At 38.6% G+C, this 17,054-nt stretch carries 14 protein-coding genes; 4 read left to right on the top strand and 10 right to left on the bottom strand.

Annotated features, from left to right (window positions below; all coding sequences use genetic code 11):
* The first annotated feature begins 115 nt into the window (after positions 1–115).
* Positions 116–3,436, top strand: a complete 3,321-nt coding sequence (locus JFU18_RS24570) for a Gly-Xaa-Xaa repeat protein (RefSeq protein ID WP_201050360.1) — start codon at positions 116–118, stop codon at positions 3,434–3,436.
* A gap of 102 nt (positions 3,437–3,538) precedes the next feature.
* A protein-coding gene (locus tag JFU18_RS24565; protein WP_157404958.1) for an IS3 family transposase occupies positions 3,539–4,893 on the top strand; the annotation gives its coding sequence in 2 pieces (ribosomal slippage) (positions 3,539–3,992 and positions 3,992–4,893; 1,356 coding nt in all).
* Positions 4,894–4,966: 73 nt separating this feature from the next.
* Here the strand turns inward: JFU18_RS24565 and hfq are convergent.
* Positions 4,967–5,191, bottom strand: a complete 225-nt coding sequence (gene hfq, locus JFU18_RS24560) for an RNA chaperone Hfq (protein WP_000813896.1) — start codon at positions 5,189–5,191, stop codon at positions 4,967–4,969.
* Between the two features lie 21 nt (positions 5,192–5,212).
* Entirely contained in the window at positions 5,213–6,166 is a 954-nt protein-coding gene (gene miaA / locus JFU18_RS24555; RefSeq protein WP_201031634.1) for a tRNA (adenosine(37)-N6)-dimethylallyltransferase MiaA, read from the bottom strand.
* Positions 6,167–6,346: 180 nt separating this feature from the next.
* Here miaA and JFU18_RS24550 point away from each other — a divergent pair, with 180 nt between their 5' ends.
* Positions 6,347–6,592 carry a hypothetical protein gene (locus tag JFU18_RS24550; RefSeq protein ID WP_002014695.1) on the top strand — a complete coding sequence of 82 codons (246 nt, stop codon included), beginning with the start codon at positions 6,347–6,349 and terminating at the stop codon, positions 6,590–6,592.
* 62 nt (positions 6,593–6,654) lie between these two features.
* Here the strand turns inward: JFU18_RS24550 and entD are convergent, their stop codons facing one another.
* The 8 genes from entD to gabP all read right to left on the bottom strand — a co-directional run bounded on the left by entD (position 6,655) and on the right by gabP (position 15,667).
* Positions 6,655–7,620, bottom strand: coding sequence for a cell wall-binding protein EntD (entD, locus tag JFU18_RS24545; RefSeq protein ID WP_201031635.1), 966 nt, complete (start codon positions 7,618–7,620; stop codon positions 6,655–6,657).
* Between the two features lie 347 nt (positions 7,621–7,967).
* Complete coding sequence (locus JFU18_RS24540; RefSeq protein ID WP_201031636.1) at positions 7,968–9,827, bottom strand: PTS fructose transporter subunit IIABC; 1,860 nt, start codon at positions 9,825–9,827, stop codon at positions 7,968–7,970.
* A gap of 13 nt (positions 9,828–9,840) precedes the next feature.
* On the bottom strand, positions 9,841–10,752 hold the full coding sequence (pfkB, locus tag JFU18_RS24535) for a 1-phosphofructokinase (protein ID WP_033709381.1): 912 nt from the start codon (positions 10,750–10,752) through the stop codon (positions 9,841–9,843).
* Positions 10,749–11,501: a DeoR/GlpR family DNA-binding transcription regulator gene (locus JFU18_RS24530; RefSeq protein ID WP_002128628.1), complete on the bottom strand. Its 753-nt coding sequence runs from the start codon at positions 11,499–11,501 to the stop codon at positions 10,749–10,751. Before JFU18_RS24530 ends, pfkB begins: the two co-directional genes overlap by 4 nt.
* A gap of 159 nt (positions 11,502–11,660) precedes the next feature.
* On the bottom strand, positions 11,661–12,824 hold the full coding sequence (locus JFU18_RS24525) for an iron-containing alcohol dehydrogenase (RefSeq protein WP_201034231.1): 1,164 nt from the start codon (positions 12,822–12,824) through the stop codon (positions 11,661–11,663).
* 117 nt (positions 12,825–12,941) lie between these two features.
* Complete coding sequence (locus JFU18_RS24520) at positions 12,942–13,484, bottom strand: DUF420 domain-containing protein (protein WP_201050358.1); 543 nt, start codon at positions 13,482–13,484, stop codon at positions 12,942–12,944.
* 317 nt (positions 13,485–13,801) lie between these two features.
* Positions 13,802–14,140, bottom strand: a complete 339-nt coding sequence (locus JFU18_RS24515; protein WP_172796640.1) for a hypothetical protein — start codon at positions 14,138–14,140, stop codon at positions 13,802–13,804.
* Positions 14,141–14,272: 132 nt separating this feature from the next.
* On the bottom strand, positions 14,273–15,667 hold the full coding sequence (gene gabP, locus JFU18_RS24510) for a GABA permease (protein ID WP_000360102.1): 1,395 nt from the start codon (positions 15,665–15,667) through the stop codon (positions 14,273–14,275).
* 270 nt (positions 15,668–15,937) lie between these two features.
* Between gabP and JFU18_RS24505 the strand changes: the two genes are divergently transcribed.
* The gene (locus JFU18_RS24505; RefSeq protein WP_002087965.1) at positions 15,938–17,020 is read left to right on the top strand and encodes a chitinase; all 1,083 of its coding nucleotides are present in this window, start codon (positions 15,938–15,940) and stop codon (positions 17,018–17,020) included.
* The last annotated feature ends 34 nt before the right edge of the window (positions 17,021–17,054 follow it).

The raw sequence follows: 17,054 nt of genomic DNA, 5'->3' as shown, positions 1-17,054 counted from the left end.
AAGGCGTTTTTTTATTTTTTTCTCGAAAGAATCCATTTCACTATGACCATTTAACTACTCTCTGCATCTACTATGATGAGTTGCGTTCACATTCTTATTAGAAAGGAGAGATTTAATGTCTCGCTTTAACGACAATCAAAATAAATACTCCAATCCATGCTTTCCAACTAGCGCTGGACGAATTCCAACTACCCCAACGATTCCAATTACTAAAGCGCAAATTAGAACATTCCGTGCAATCATTAACGATTTAATAAAAATAATCCCTAAACTTTTCGCCAATCCATCTCCCAAAAACATTGAGAATCTAATAGATACATTGCACCTACTAAGCAAATTCATCTGTTCACTAGACACTACTTCCGCTCTGAAAGCACAAGGATTAGCCATCATTAAAAACTTAATAACTATATTAAAAAATCCAACCTTCGTAGCAAGTGCTGTATTTGTTGAACTTCAAATTTTAATTAATTATTTACTTTACATTACAAAGTTATTCCGAATTGATCCTTGTACACTCCAAGAACTCCTTAAATTAATTGCAGAGTTACAAACTACTCTAGTTAATTCAGCTTCGTTCGGCAGAGGACCTACTGGACCTACTGGACCTACTGGACCTACTGGACCTCAAGGTAACACGGGCGTGACTGGTGCGACCGGACCTAGAGGTAACACGGGCGTGACTGGTGCGACCGGACCTAGAGGTAACACGGGCGTGACTGGTGCGACCGGACCTAGAGGTAACACGGGCGTGACTGGTGCGACCGGACCTAGAGGTAACACGGGTGCTACTGGACCTCAAGGCGTTCAAGGTAACACGGGTGCTACCGGTGCTACTGGTTCCACTGGACCTCAAGGTATTCAAGGTAACACGGGTGCTACTGGACCTCAAGGTGCTCAAGGTAACACGGGTGCTACTGGCCCTCAAGGTGCGCAAGGTAACACAGGTGCTACTGGACCTCAAGGCGTTCAAGGTAACACGGGTGCTACTGGTTCCACTGGCCCTCAAGGTGCTCAAGGTAACACAGGTGCGACTGGACCTCAAGGCGTTCAAGGTAACACAGGTGCTACGGGTGCTACTGGTTCCACTGGACCTCAAGGTATTCAAGGTAACACGGGTGCTACTGGACCTCAAGGTGCGCAAGGTAACACAGGTGCTACTGGACCTCAAGGTATTCAAGGTAACACGGGTGCTACTGGACCTCAAGGTGCTCAAGGTAACACGGGTGCTACTGGACCTCAAGGTGCGCAAGGTAACACAGGTGCTACTGGACCTCAAGGCGTTCAAGGTAACACGGGTGCTACTGGTTCCACTGGCCCTCAAGGTGCTCAAGGTAACACAGGTGCTACGGGTGCTACTGGTTCCACTGGACCTCAAGGTATTCAAGGTAACACGGGTGCTACTGGACCTCAAGGTGCGCAAGGTAACACAGGTGCTACTGGACCTCAAGGCGTTCAAGGTAATACAGGTGCCACCGGTGCTACTGGTTCCACTGGACCTCAAGGTGCGCAAGGTAACACAGGTGCTACTGGATCTCAAGGCGCTCAAGGTAACACAGGTGCCACTGGACCTCAAGGCGTTCAAGGTAATACAGGTGCCACTGGACCTCAAGGTGCGCAAGGTAACACGGGTGCTACTGGATCTCAAGGCGCTCAAGGTAACACAGGTGCTACTGGTTCCACTGGACCTCAAGGCGCTCAAGGTAACACGGGTGCTACTGGACCTCAAGGTATTCAAGGTAATACAGGTGCCACTGGACCTCAAGGTATTCAAGGTAACACAGGTGCTACTGGTTCCACTGGACCTCAAGGTATTCAAGGTAATACAGGTGCCACTGGACCTCAAGGTATTCAAGGTAACACGGGTGCTACCGGACCTCAAGGTGCTCAAGGTAATACGGGTGCTACTGGACCTCAAGGCGCTCAAGGTAACACAGGTGCTACTGGTTCCACTGGACCTCAAGGCGTTCAAGGTAACACAGGTGCTACTGGTTCCACTGGTTCCACTGGACCTCAAGGTGCGCAAGGTAACACAGGTGCTACTGGACCTCAAGGCATTCAAGGTAACACAGGTGCTACTGGACCTCAAGGCGCTCAAGGTAACACGGGTGCTACCGGACCTCAAGGCGCTCAAGGTAACACAGGTGCTACTGGTGCCACTGGACCTCAAGGCGTTCAAGGTAACACAGGTGCTACCGGTGCTACTGGTTCCACTGGACCTCAAGGTGCGCAAGGTAACACAGGTGCTACTGGACCTCAAGGCATTCAAGGTAACACAGGTGCTACTGGACCTCAAGGCGCTCAAGGTAACACGGGCGCTACCGGACCTCAAGGCGCTCAAGGTAACACAGGTGCTACCGGACCTCAAGGCGCTCAAGGTAACACAGGTGCTACCGGACCTCAAGGCGCTCAAGGTAACACGGGTGCTACCGGACCTCAAGGCGCTCAAGGTAACACGGGTGCTACCGGACCTCAAGGTGCGCAAGGTAACACGGGTGCCACTGGTATAGGAGTTACCGGACCTACTGGACCTTCTGGTGGGCCTCCTGGACCTACTGGACCTCAAGGTAACACGGGTGCTACCGGACCTCAAGGTGCGCAAGGTAACACGGGTGCCACTGGACCTCAAGGTGCGCAAGGTAACACGGGTGCCACTGGACCTCAAGGTGTTCAAGGTAACACGGGTGCCACTGGACCTCAAGGTGTTCAAGGTAACACGGGTGCCACTGGACCTCAAGGTGCGCAAGGTAACACGGGTGCTACCGGACCTCAAGGCGCTCAAGGTAACACGGGTGCTACCGGACCTCAAGGCGCTCAAGGTAACACAGGTGCTACCGGATCTCAAGGCGCTCAAGGTAACACGGGTGCTACCGGACCTCAAGGTGCTCAAGGTAACACGGGTGCTACCGGACCTCAAGGTGCTCAAGGTAACACAGGTGCGACTGGTATAGGAGTTACCGGACCTACCGGACCTTCTGGTGGGCCTCCTGGACCTACTGGACCTCAAGGTAACACGGGTGCTACCGGACCTACTGGACCTAGCTTCCCAGTAGCAACAATCGTTGTAACAAACAACATCCAACAAACAGTAATCCAATTTAATAACTTTATTTTTAGTACTGCAATTAACGTAAACAATATTATCTTTAACGGCACAAATACAGTTACTGTTATTAACGCTGGTATTTATGTAATTAGCGTATCTATTTCTACAACTGCGCCAGGATGCGCTCCACTTGGAGTAGGAATTTCAATTAATGGAGCAGTCGCTACTGACAACTTCTCTTCAAATCTAATAGGCGACTCACTTTCATTTACTACAATCGAAACATTAGCTGCCGGAGCAAACATTTCTGTCCAATCTACTCTTAACGAGATTACGATCCCTGCAACAGGAAACACTAACATTCGTCTTACTGTATTTAGAATCGCTTAAATTTCACTATTTATTGTTTATGACAAATAAAAAAAAGAGCGAGAAACTGAACTGCACCCCAATTATTAGACACAGTCTAACAATTGGAGGTGCAGTTTTTCTATGGCTAAATTTACAGCTGATGAAAAAATACAAATCGTTCTACGTTATTTGAACGGAAATGAAAGTTATCGAGAAATGGGTAGAGCGATCGGTATAAGTGGCACAATCATTTTGAATTGGGTAAACCAATATAAGCAGAATGGTGTGGAAGCTTTTCTAAAACGATGTACAAATTACACACAACAATTTAAACTAGACGTACTAAACTTTATGATTGAAAACGGTATGTCCTTATTTGAGACGGCAGCTATCTTTAACATTCCTGCCCCTTCAACGATTTCTGTTTGGAAAAAACAACTCGAAACACAAGGAATTGATGCCCTTCAATCTAAAAAAAAGGGGCGTCCATCCATGAAAAAAGAGTCAAATAAACAAGTAAAACAAGCTTTAGCTGAAGGGTCAGTTGAAGCACTTGAAGCACGTATTAAACAGCTTGAAATGGAAAATGAGTACTTAAAAAAGTTGAATGCCTTAGTTCAAAACAAGGAAAAGTCACTAAACAAGACAAAGCGCAAGTAGTCTATGAATTAAGGCATAAATATTCGGTGAAGGCACTCGTGGAGTTAGCTACTATTCCACGAAGCACGTATTATGATTTAGTAAAGAAAATGAATCGCCCAGATGTAGATGCCGATTTGAAAGCTGAGATTAAAGTGATTTATGAGGAGAATGAAGGTCGTTATGGCTACCGTCGCATTCGTGATGAGTTAGCGAATCGTGGTCAGAAAGTGAATCACAAAAAGGTGCAACGTATTATGAAAGAGCTTGGATTAAAGTGTGTTGTGCGTATGAAGAAATATAAATCCTATAAAGGGAAAGTCGGTAAAATTGCACCCAATATTTTAGAGCGTAATTTTTATGCAGATGCACCGAATCAAAAATGGGTAACAGACATCACAGAGTTTAAATTATTTGGAGAAAAACTGTATGTATCACCTGTATTAGACTTGTATAATGGTGAGATTATTACCTATACAATTGGTTCTAGACCGGCGTATTCACTTGTTTCAGAGATGTTAGAGAAAGCATTAGAACGTTTACCTGAAAACCACCAGCTACTGATGCATTCGGATCAAGGATGGCATTATCAAATGAGACAGTACGTCCGTACACTTGAATCAAGAGCTATCGTACAGAGTATGTCTCGAAAAGGAAACTGTTACGACAACGCAGTAATAGAGAATTTCTTTGGGATTATGAAGTCGGAGTTCCTCTATATAAAAGAATTTGAATGCATAGAGCATTTTAAAATAGAATTAGAAAAATATATAGATTATTATAATAAGAAACGGATTAAGGCAAAATTAAAAATGAGCCCGGTACAATACCGGACTCATTTGGATCAAGTAGCCTAATGAAATAACCGTGTCTAACTTTTAGGGGTCACTTCAAACTCGCTCTTTTTTTGTTATGTACAATAATTCATTACTACTCTAATTCAATTGAAACATTTTTTTGTGGTACAAATGTAGAAATTGCATGTTTATAAATAAGCTGTTGCTTACCTTCTGTTTCCAGCAGGACTGTAAAATTATCAAATCCTTTAATTAATCCACGAAGCTGGAAACCATTTAATAAGTACAGCGTAACGAACGTATTCTCTTTACGGAGTTGATTTAAAAACTGATCTTGAATATTGATTGATTGCTTCATGTCGAATCCTCCTCTTTTTCTCTACTTACTATTATTCGACTTTAGTTGTAGCTTTCCTTCTATGTATCGTAAAATTTCTGACGTTTTTTCACCATCAGTAACATCGAACCACGTGACATCCATCTTATTACGGAACCACGTTAATTGACGTTTTGCATAACGGCGTGAATTCGTCTTTAATTGTGATACCGCTTCTTCTAAAGATACACGATTCTCAAAATAATCATATATCTCTTTATAACCAATCGCTTGAATAGATTGACAATCTCGCACTCCTCTTTCATGTAAACCTTTTACTTCTTCTAATAAACCTTGTTCAATCATTAGGTTAACACGTAAGTTAATGCGATCGTATAGCATTTCTCGATCCATTGTCAAGCCAATTAATGAAACATCGTACAGTAACTCATTTTCTTGTTTTTCGAGCTGGTTACTCATTTTTTCACCCGTCGTGTGAAAAATTTCTAACGCCCGAATAACACGCCTTACATTATTGGCATGAATACGCTCCGCACTTTCTGGATCTACTTCTTGCAACTTTTTATGTACATATTCCACACCGTGTTCTAATGCTAACTTTTCCATCTGTTCTCGGTATGTAGCGTCCCCAGCCTCATCTGTAAACTGGTAATCGAATAGAACAGATTGTATATAGAGACCGGTTCCACCAACAATAATTGGTAATTTCCCGCGCTCTGTAATTTCTCGAATGCACTTACGGACACTTTCTTGAAATTCCGCCACAGAAAATGAATCTTCCGGATCTTTTATATCAATCATATAATGTGGAATTCCGTCCATCTCATCTGTCGTCACCTTTGCAGTCCCGATATCCATCGTACGATAAATTTGCATGGAATCACCACTAATAACCTCACCATTCAACGCTTTTGCAAGATCGATACTTAATTTCGTCTTTCCGACAGCAGTTGGCCCAATGATGACAGCAACTTTTTCACGTTGCACTTCTCCCATATCATTCAACTCTCTTTATGTAATATACTCCATCTATTGATTATACCCAATCTTACCAATTTTAACGGCATGATTGCAAGTTCTTTGAATCCAGTACATGAAATTACACAAAAAAAGAGCATAGCTTGTCCAATTCTGCATATACATGATAAAAAATAGCTCGGAGAGGGTGCAATGACTATGAAACAAGCGACTATCGATTTTCCATTATTAATAAAAGACCTTATTTTAGCTACTGCTACAAAAGAACAAAATTGTTCACAAGAAGAATTATACTTCGCACTAAATTGTTTACTACGTTCCTTTCATTCTACTCTTCAAGAAACAACATTACATCCAGAAAATAAAAATACAGAGTATATGCAAACTCAATTTTGCACCGCGTATAAAATTATTACAGGTAAAACAATTTACCCTTTTCAATAATTCTTATATAAAAAAAGCGGCCGCTTAGACATTTTCAAGCAGCCGTTTTTTATTTTAATAAATTATTTTATAACTTTCACTTTAACGGATTTACGACCCCAACTATCAGCAGTGCTATCTGAACCAACTAAAACATCAATACGGTTTCCTTTAATCGCGCCACCAGTATCTCCAGCAATTGCTTCTCCATATCCTTCCACCCACACTTTTGATCCGAGAGGAATTACTTTCGGATCAACAGCAATAACTTTCATATTTGGATTCGCTGTTAAATCATGCCCCATCGCAGTTAACACACGACCACCATATGTGCCATTTTCACTCGGGTGAGCTGTGTAAGCTGTCGCTTCTACTGTTATTTCACGACCAGCAGGTTCACTTGTTTCAGTAGATTTCGCCACTGGCTTAGTTGCCGGCTTCGCTTGCGCTACTGGTTTACTTGATGCTCCACTTTTAACTGCTTCCTTTCCGTTAACTGCCGTATCATTTTTAGCCGGCGCTTTCACCTTAACTGATGTATCATTTTTAACCGCCGTTTTCACCTTAGTTGGCGCTTCATCTTGAGCTGGAACTTCTTTTCTTTCAATAACAGGTGCTGTACCTGTTAAAAATGGTATGTGAACATACGCCGCTTTCCCGCCATATTCGAATTGTAACCATTCGTTTTGTACTTGATTTGTCGTTTCAATCAAGTCATCTTTTTTAAGCGTGCCAAGAATCTCTGAATCAGTATTCGCTCCAGCACGAATGTTTAATACGTTTGCTGTTACATAATAAGAACTTTTCGTAAACTCAGCACTTACAAAAGCTTCTTTACCATCTAATTTAATTTTGGACCATCCGTTTTCTGTATTTATAACATCTAATTTATTTCCACTTAACATTTTACCTACAAGTTTTGATTCTACAGTTGGGTTTTCTCTAACGTTTAATACATCTGTTGTTACAATCGTTTCCGCTTTAGCAGAACCTGCAAAAATCCCAAGACCAAAAACTGCTGCTGTTGCTATACCTAATAATTTTTTCATGAATAGCCTCCATTTGCTTTGTTTTCGTGTTCTCATTATAGCAACAGTTTTTGGTAGAATTTCGAAAATCACACAATTACAAAGCATTCGTAATAAACGATTAATGATTTGTAACATAAATTTCCATATTAAAGAATTGTATTTCTACCAAAATTAGCAATAGTTTTCATATATTTCTCACAAATCAGTATAAGAATTTTTTCCAGAAAAAATTACAGTATTACTTTTTTGTTACAAAAAAATCACTTTTCATTACATCTTTTACCAAAATCCATCATAATCCAATTATTAAATTACTTTTTGTAACGAAAAAGGAACAACTCCTATTAGCTGTCCCTTTTTATCTTTTATTTAACTTTCTTCTTCCAAACACCTATCATAATAGCTGAAACAATCGTCCCAATTAATATAGAGAAAATGTATAGCAACGGTTTATTCACTAATGCGATAACAAACAATCCACCATGCGGTGCCGGCAATGTAATTTGGAATAACATAGATAAGGCACCCGCGATACTTGAACCAACAACACAGCTTACTATTACTCGAACCGGATCGGCAGCTGCAAATGGAATCGCACCTTCTGTAATAAACGATGCTCCCATAATATAATTTGTTAAACCAGATTTACGTTCTGCTTCTGTAAATTTTGTTTTAAAGAATGTGGTTGCGAATGCAATCGCAAGTGGCGGTACCATACCACCAGCCATAACTGCTGAGTGCACTCCAAAATTCTGTGCTTCTATTGCAGCAATACCAAATGTAAATGCCGCTTTATTAATTGGACCACCCATATCAATTGCCATCATACCGCCCAAAATAAGACCTAATAATATAGCATTCGTACCGTTCAAACCATTTAACCATCCTGTTAACATTTCATTTAATGCTACTACAGGCGGATTTACTACTTTTTGCATAACAACTCCTGTAATCAACAATCCAAAGACTGGATATAACAAAACAGGTTTAATTCCTTCTAACTGTACTGGTAATCCTGAAAATAATCTTTTCAATCCTAAAACAACATATCCAGCTAAGAAACCAGCAATTAATCCACCTAAAAATCCCGCATTCGCTTGTGCTGCTAAAAACCCACCGACAACGCCAGGCATAAAACCAGGTCGATCAGCAATAGAACTTGCAATAAATCCAGCTAAAATAGGTACAAGGAATAAAAAGGCTCCTTTTTCTCCACCGCCAATATTCATTAATATTTCAGCAATAGGACCTTCCGCCTTAATTCCACCGAACATAAATGCTAATGCAATTAAAATTCCGCCACCAACAACGAACGGAAGCATATTACTTACACCGCTCATTAAATGCTTATAAATTCCTAGCCCTTTTTCTTTCTCTACATTTTCTGCCTTCCCATTCTCTTTGACACCTTTAAAGATTGGTGCATCTTGTTTTACAGCTCTATTAAGAAGGACTTCAGTTTTTCTAATACCATCAGCTACTGGCACTTGAATGACATACTTCCCAGCGAAACGGTTCATTTCTACCTGTTTATCTGCCGCAACGATAATCGCTGTTGCGCGTTCAATATCCTCTTTCGTTAAACCGTTCTTTACACCTGTTGATCCATTCGTTTCAACTTTAATCGCTATTCCTAACTCTGCTGCTTTTGCTTTCAAACTATCCGCAGCCATATATGTGTGAGCGATACCAGTCGGACAAGCTGTAACAGCTAATACGTATGGCTCATTCCCTTCCGGCTTTGCTACTTCAACTTCTTCGTCTTCTTTTTCATTCTCTTTTTCATCAAATAAACGGAGAAGCTCATCCTCATCCTTTGCTTCTAATAATTGCTTGCGGAACCCTTCATCCATCAATAACGTAGAGAGACGAGATAACGTTTCTAAATGAGTATTATTCGCCCCTTCACTCGCAGCAATCATAAAAAACAGATGTGTAGGCTGTCCATCAAGCGACTCATAGTTGATACCGCTTACACTTCTACCGAAACAAATCGATGGTTGTTTAACGGCATTCGTCTTCGCATGAGGTATAGCAATACCTTCACCAATTCCAGTTGTACTTTGTGACTCCCGCTTTAAAATAGCTTCTTTAAATTCAGTTTTACTATTTAAACGATTTGCCCCGTTTAATTTTTCAACTAATTCATCTATGACAGCTTCTTTATTTGAAGCTGTCAAATTCATAATGACTGTATCCCTTTTTAATAGTTCTGTAATTTTCATATGTTGCTTCCCCCTATCGCTTAGCTACAATTACTTGCGACAATAATTCTTCTACCTTTTCCTTTGTACATAAATCCGCCGAGAATGCTGTTGCACTTCCTGTTGCAACGCCATATTGAAATGCCTTTTCAATATCTTTTGTCTGTTCATATTTACCTACAAATCCTGCAACAAGAGAATCTCCGGCCCCAACCGAATTAATTACAACACCTTTTGGAACAGTTGCTTCATATATACCTTGTGCCGTAAATAATAAAGCCCCATCTCCAGCCATTGATACGATAACATGCTCTACACCTTGTTCAACTAATTTTCTTCCAAACGGTAAAACATCTTCTACTGTTGAAATCTCTACTCCAAATAACTCACCAAGTTCATGATGATTAGGCTTTATTAAAAATGGTTTATTTTTAATTACATGCTGCAGCGCACTTCCACTTGCATCGACTACTACGCGAATACCTTTCTCAGCTCCGAGCGCTGCGATTGATTCATAAAAAGTAGTTGAGATAGACGCCGGTACACTTCCAGCTAGTACAACACAATCTCCCTGCCTCATACTTTCGATTTGTTTCATTAATTGTTCAAATTGTTCATTTGTCACATTAGGACCTTGCCCATTTAATTCTGTCTCTTCTTGCCCTTTTATTTTCACATTAATTCGTGAATCACCGTCTACTTGGACGAAGTTTGTTGTTACACCTTCCGCCTGTAATACATCTTTAATAAATCGACCGGTAAATCCACCAGTAAATCCAAGCGCTACATTTTCAACACCTAAACGATGAAGAACACGAGAAACGTTAATGCCTTTCCCTCCAGGAAATTTCATATCTTTCTCTGCTCGATTTACCGCGCCTAAATCGAAAGAATTAACTTGTACTACATAATCAATAGATGGGTTTAAAGTAACTGTATAGATCATTGTTTATCAGCCTCAATTACATTGGTTTGTCTTTTATATTTTTCTAAATCAATTTCTAAATGGTTTGTAATAATATTCGCTTCTTCAACATTGGCAATTTTCGCAAATGCAACTTCTGAGAACTTACTTTCATCAATTAAGAAATATCCTTCGTTCGCAAATGTTAATGCCATTTGTTTTAAAAGTGCCTCTTCTGGATCTGGAGTTGTAAAACCAAGCTGTTCATGTACACCATTTGCTCCTAAGAAACATTTATCAAAACGGTACTTTTGCATACTTTCCTGTGCCATAGCACCAATTAAAGCTTTCGTCCTACTCTTCATCATCCCGCCCAGTAAATACGCACGAATATTATTTTCAACTAAAGCTTCAATATGCATAAGTCCATTCGTAACGACTGTAACATCTTTATTTATTAAAAATGGGATCATTTCAAATGTTGTACTTCCTGCATCTAAATAAACGCAATCCCCTTGTTCAACAATACTAGCCGCATACTTGGCAATTTGTTGTTTTATTTGAATGTTTTTGGATGATTTTTCAATCATCGTTGGCTCCTGTCCTTTTCCTGTTAAAACAGAGGCACCACCATGAACTCTTTTTAATAACCTTTGTTTTTCTAATTGTGCTAAATCACGACGAATTGTCGATTCAGAGCTTTCTGTTCTTTCAACTAATTGCTGCAATTTAACAACTTTTTGTTCTTTTACAAGTTGCAATATCATTTGATGACGTTCAGGAGTTAACATTTTCTTCACCTCTTCTTTGATTACAGTATAATGAAAACGATCACAAAAATCAACCATAAACATTCACAAATAACCAAAACCAATCACAAACAGTTATAGACAACAAAAAAAGAAACCCATTTGATTGTTATATCAAATGGGTTTCTTTTTTCGATTCACTTATAAAGAAGCTTTATATATACTTAAAACATCGTCTTTATTTAATTTTTTAAAGTTACCGAATTCACCATAAGCCATCGCTTTATCCGCCATTAAGTCAATTTCACTTTCTCTAATAGCGTAATCAGCTAATGTTACTGGAGCTTCAATTGAAGTCCAAAATTGACGTAACGCCTCAATTCCCTCTAATGCAACCTCTTTATCTGTCTTCCCATCTGTTTCTACATCGAATACACGAATAGCGAACTGTTTAAAGCGACTCACATTTTCATCTATAACATGCTTCATCCAATTTGGGAATAGAATCGCGAGTCCGCCCCCATGCGGTATGTCATGAACAGCAGAAACTGCATGCTCAATATTATGAGTTGCCCAATCTCCTTTTACTCCCATCGCTAAAATGCCGTTTAACGCCATAGTACCGCAATATAAAATTGTTTCCCTATGCTCATAATTTTCTAGATCACTTAAAAGCTTAGGAGCTGTTTCAATTACTGTTCTTAAAACAGATTCACAATAACGATCTTGTAATTCTGTATTCATGCCGTGATGGAAATATTGCTCTAATACGTGCGACATAATATCGACCATACCATAAATCGTTTGATCTCTCGGCACAGACGAAGTATGTAGTGGATCTAAAATTGAAAACTGAGGGAATGTAACTGGACTGCCCCAGCCGTACTTTTCATTCGTTTCCCAGTTTGTAATTACAGATCCTGCATTCATTTCAGAACCTGTTGCCGCAAGAGTGAGTACAGTACCGAACGGTAACGCCTCGCTAGCAAATGATTTTTTCGTTACAATATCCCATACATCTCCATCATATGTACTACCAGCAGCAATCGCCTTCGTACAGTCGATTACACTTCCTCCGCCAACCGCTAAAATAAATTCGACTCCATTGTCTTTACAAATTTGAATCCCTTTCTTTACTGTTGATAAACGAGGATTCGGTTCAACTCCTGTCAACTCAAATACTTCCGCATTTATATCCTTTAAAATAGAAATCACATTATCATAAATACCATTTCTTTTAATGCTGCCTCCCCCGTACACGAGAAGAACTTTTTTACCGAACTGTGGAATTTCCGTTTTTAACTGCTCTAACTGTCCTTTACCAAAAATAAGTTTTGTCGGATTACGAAATACAAAATTTTGCATATATCTTTACCATCCCTTCTATATAAAAAGCAACTATACTTTTGTATACCACAATTTTTTCATTTCACAAAAATATTTGCCTAATAAAAAAATCCCGACCTACAGGCTGAGATTTTTTTATTGATAATAAGGTGAGATCATTAAGTAAACAATAACACCAGATAAACTTACATATAACCAAATCGGCATCGTCCAACGTACAATTTTACGGTGACGTGTTAATTGATTCGTAAAACCAAACACAAGTGCAAACAATGCAAGCGGTACAATAATTGCTGCAAGGATAATATGTGTAATTAAAATGATGAAATACACATATTTAATGAATCCTTCTCCGCCAAAATGTGTTGTCGGCGCCAAGTAATGATACGATAAATATGAAACACAAAATAGTAAAGTCGTTGTAAATGCTGCAAGAATAAATCCACGATGCATTTTTACATTCTTTTTAATAATAGAGAATAATGCTGCTAATAAAAATACAAACGTAAAACTATTAAAGATTGCATTTAACATTGGTAAAATTGTTACATCAAAATGTACTTCTCCTTCATAGCCAACAGGTCCAAAGAACAAAAATAAAATAATCGCATTTACAAGTACAGAAAGCGTTATCACAATAGGAGCATAGCTTTTCTGATTAGTTGATTGATCCACCAAAATGATCACTCCTCTTCCTTCAAATATGTATACGTAACCTCACTATTTTAACATATTATTCACAGTGTAAATGTGACAATAGTTTGACACAGTAAGACAAAGCAAAGAAAAAAATCCTTCTTAATAAAACTTCTTAAGAAGGATTTTATCGCTTTATTATTTAAATAGCAATGTAATTAGTTTTTGTTAAAAAACGTATTGCTATATGCTTGATAAATTTCAGACACTTGATATCCCATTAAAGAAATTGCTGTTAATGAAAAGAAACCAATCATAAGAAATCGAAACCACATATAAATCTCCTCCTTGTATTTAGCTTAAAAAGCAGTCGCTATATTACAAGTTGAGTGGCACTCTTCATCGTCACTTTCCTTTTTCTTTACAATTGCTGTTATAAATCGAATCATAAAGAAAATTACAAAAGGAAATTGTTCATAATTTACCTTGGCATAGTTTGGCAACGGCTCGCGCTGCACATCGAACGGAGATGAGAAGGAATAGAACATACCTTGCTCTTCCATATATACAATTACAATTTTCATACAAAACATTATTCCTAGAAATGAAACAATATCTTGCCATTCTGTCGTATATAAAAAGTTATACAGCTCTAATACGTACTCTTCCATCTTCATCCCCCCTTCCTTTTTTACCATTTTGCTCGCCTTCATATAAAAAGTCAAGAAAAAGTTTATATTCACTATGACAATAGTAATTACTTGTTTCTATGATTATATATGATTCTTTTATAGCAATGATTGGGTGTAACTCTCTTCTAAAACAAGAAATTAGAATCGAACAGATTCCTCATTCTTACTTTTAGGATTCAACAATGTACTATTTTTATTTCTATTAAAAATAAAATAAGAAATTATTATAAGAACAGTAACAAGCATCGTTAAAAGCGCTTGTGAACGTAAAGATTCAATTGCGAGCATGGCAACTAAAACTGCTATAATCGCAGCAATTGTAACATATGTTACATATGGAAAAAGCCACATTTTCACTTTCAAATTTTGTTGTTCCGCTTTCCCCATTTTTTTACGTATCTTGAAATGTGAAACTGCTATAACGAGATAAACGAGTAACGCAATCCCGCCAGATGCATTCACTAAAAATAAAAATACTTTATCTGGAGATATGTAACTAAAAACAACTCCAATGTAAGCAAAGAAAGTTCCAAATAAAACCGCCCGAACTGGAACACCACTACTATTCAATTTCAAAAATGCCTTTGGCGCATCTCCTCTTTCTGCCATTGAAAAAAGCATTCTTGAGTTCGTATATAAACCCGAATTTAAACAAGAAAGTACAGCTGTTAAAACGATAAAATTCATAATTTGCGCTGCCGCTGGTATCCCTATATGTTCCAGTACCGCCACAAATGGGCTTTTTAGTATGTTCGCCGAATTCCACGGAAGGAGTGTAACAACTACAGCGATCGATCCAATGAAAAATACGAGAATACGCCAAATTACACTATTTGTTGCTGTTTTGACTGCCTTTACAGGTTCGGCAGACTCTCCAGCGGCCACTGCAACAATCTCAGATCCCATAAATGAAAATATAACGACGGTGATTCCAAGTAACACCGAACTTATACCATTTGGCATAAATCCTCCTTGACCTACCAAATTCGAAGTGCCAGGTGCTTCCGTTCCTGGTACAAATCCTAAAATAACAGCTAGTCCAAGACAAAGGAACAAAACAATACTTATTACTTTAATAAATGAAAACCAATATTCAAATTCTCCAAATGATTTCACCGAGAAAACATTCGTCAACGTTAATAAAATCGTTAATATTAAGCTTAATAACCAGAGTGGGATTTCTGGAATCCAGTATTGAATAATACCAGCACCTGCTGTAGCTTCTATTGCAATAACAATTACCCAGAAAAACCAATATAGCCACCCAATTGTATAACCCGCCCATGGACCAATTGCCTCTCTTGCATATGTTGCAAATGAACCACTTGTCGGATTAATAGCTGCCATTTCTCCTAGCATTCTCATAACGAAAATAACTAGAAGTCCTGCTAATGCATATGAAACGATAGAACCTGGACCTGCTGAATGCACAACCGCACCACTTCCAACAAACAAACCAGCTCCTATTACGCCACCAATGGAAATCATTGTAATGTGGCGTATTTTGAGGTCTTTCTTAAGATTTTTATCCAACTCTTGTACATCCCCTTCCAAACTTAATTTTGAAATTTACGTAAGAGTATTATTTGAAAAATCTTATCCTATACTTTAAAACATATCAAAATATTCTGAATTTAACAATCGTAATTCGACCTCCTTCAAAAATTATTTCATTAGGTTTAATAATTTCCCATACACAATTGTTGAGAAAATTATAGTCACCTTACAAAAGAATGAATTTTCAGATATCATCAAATAAACAAGATTATACATCTAGACAACTTTTTGTATAGGAGTGTTGATATGTTAAACAAGTTTAAATTCATTTGTTGTACTTTAGTAATTTTCTTACTGCTACCGCTAGCTCCCTTTCAAGCACAAGCAGCAAACAATTTAGGGTCAAAATTACTCGTTGGATATTGGCATAACTTTGATAACGGTACTGGCATTATTAAATTAAAAGATGTTTCACCAAAATGGGATGTAATAAATGTATCTTTCGGTGAAACTGGTGGTGATCGTTCCACTGTTGAATTTTCCCCTGTGTATGGTACAGATGCAGAATTCAAATCTGATATTTCCTATTTAAAAAGTAAAGGAAAAAAAGTAGTTCTTTCAATAGGTGGACAAAATGGGGTCGTTTTACTTCCAGACAATGCTGCTAAACAACGTTTTATTAATTCCATACAATCTCTAATCGATAAATACGGTTTTGATGGAATAGATATTGACCTTGAATCAGGTATTTACTTAAACGGTAATGACACTAATTTTAAAAACCCAACAACTCCTCAAATCGTGAATCTTATCTCAGCAATTCGAACGATTTCAGACCATTACGGTCCAGATTTCCTATTAAGCATGGCTCCTGAAACAGCTTATGTTCAAGGCGGCTATAGCGCATATGGAAGCATCTGGGGTGCATATTTACCGATTATTTACGGAGTGAAAGACAAACTAACATACATTCACGTTCAACACTACAACGCTGGTAGCGGGATTGGAATGGACGGTAATAACTACAATCAAGGTACTGCAGACTACGAAGTCGCTATGGCAGATATGCTCTTACATGGTTTTCCTGTAGGTGGTAATGCAAATAACATTTTCCCGCCTCTTCGTTCGGATCAAGTCATGATTGGACTTCCTGCAGCACCAGCGGCCGCTCCAAGTGGCGGATATATTTCTCCAACTGAAATGAAAAAAGCTTTAGATTATATCATTAAAGGAATTCCTTTCGGAGGAAAGTATAAACTTTCAAATCAGAGTGGCTATCCTGCATTCCGTGGCCTAATGTCTTGGTCTATTAATTGGGATGCAAAAAACAACTTTGAATTCTCTAATAACTATAGAACATATTTTGATAGTCTTTCCTTGCAAAAATAATAAAAAACAACACTAGGTTTTATATGACCTATTG

The organism is Bacillus sp. TH22, assembly GCF_016651015.1.
Classification (GTDB): domain Bacteria; phylum Bacillota; class Bacilli; order Bacillales; family Bacillaceae_G; genus Bacillus_A; species Bacillus_A mycoides.
Note: the sequence above shows the minus strand (reverse complement) of the source record. Positions and strands in the feature narration are given on the sequence as shown.

Coding starts and splice junctions, on each gene's coding strand:
- JFU18_RS24570 (WP_201050360.1), top strand. CDS start 116: ATGTCTCGCTTTAACGACAATCAAAATAAATACTCCAATCCATGCTTT.
- hfq (WP_000813896.1), bottom strand. CDS start 5,191: ATGAAGCAATCAATCAATATTCAAGATCAGTTTTTAAATCAACTCCGT.
- miaA (WP_201031634.1), bottom strand. CDS start 6,166: ATGGGAGAAGTGCAACGTGAAAAAGTTGCTGTCATCATTGGGCCAACT.
- JFU18_RS24550 (WP_002014695.1), top strand. CDS start 6,347: ATGAAACAAGCGACTATCGATTTTCCATTATTAATAAAAGACCTTATT.
- entD (WP_201031635.1), bottom strand. CDS start 7,620: ATGAAAAAATTATTAGGTATAGCAACAGCAGCAGTTTTTGGTCTTGGG.
- JFU18_RS24540 (WP_201031636.1), bottom strand. CDS start 9,827: ATGAAAATTACAGAACTATTAAAAAGGGATACAGTCATTATGAATTTG.
- pfkB (WP_033709381.1), bottom strand. CDS start 10,752: ATGATCTATACAGTTACTTTAAACCCATCTATTGATTATGTAGTACAA.
- JFU18_RS24530 (WP_002128628.1), bottom strand. CDS start 11,501: ATGTTAACTCCTGAACGTCATCAAATGATATTGCAACTTGTAAAAGAA.
- JFU18_RS24525 (WP_201034231.1), bottom strand. CDS start 12,824: ATGCAAAATTTTGTATTTCGTAATCCGACAAAACTTATTTTTGGTAAA.
- JFU18_RS24515 (WP_172796640.1), bottom strand. CDS start 14,140: ATGGTAAAAAAGGAAGGGGGGATGAAGATGGAAGAGTACGTATTAGAG.
- JFU18_RS24505 (WP_002087965.1), top strand. CDS start 15,938: ATGTTAAACAAGTTTAAATTCATTTGTTGTACTTTAGTAATTTTCTTA.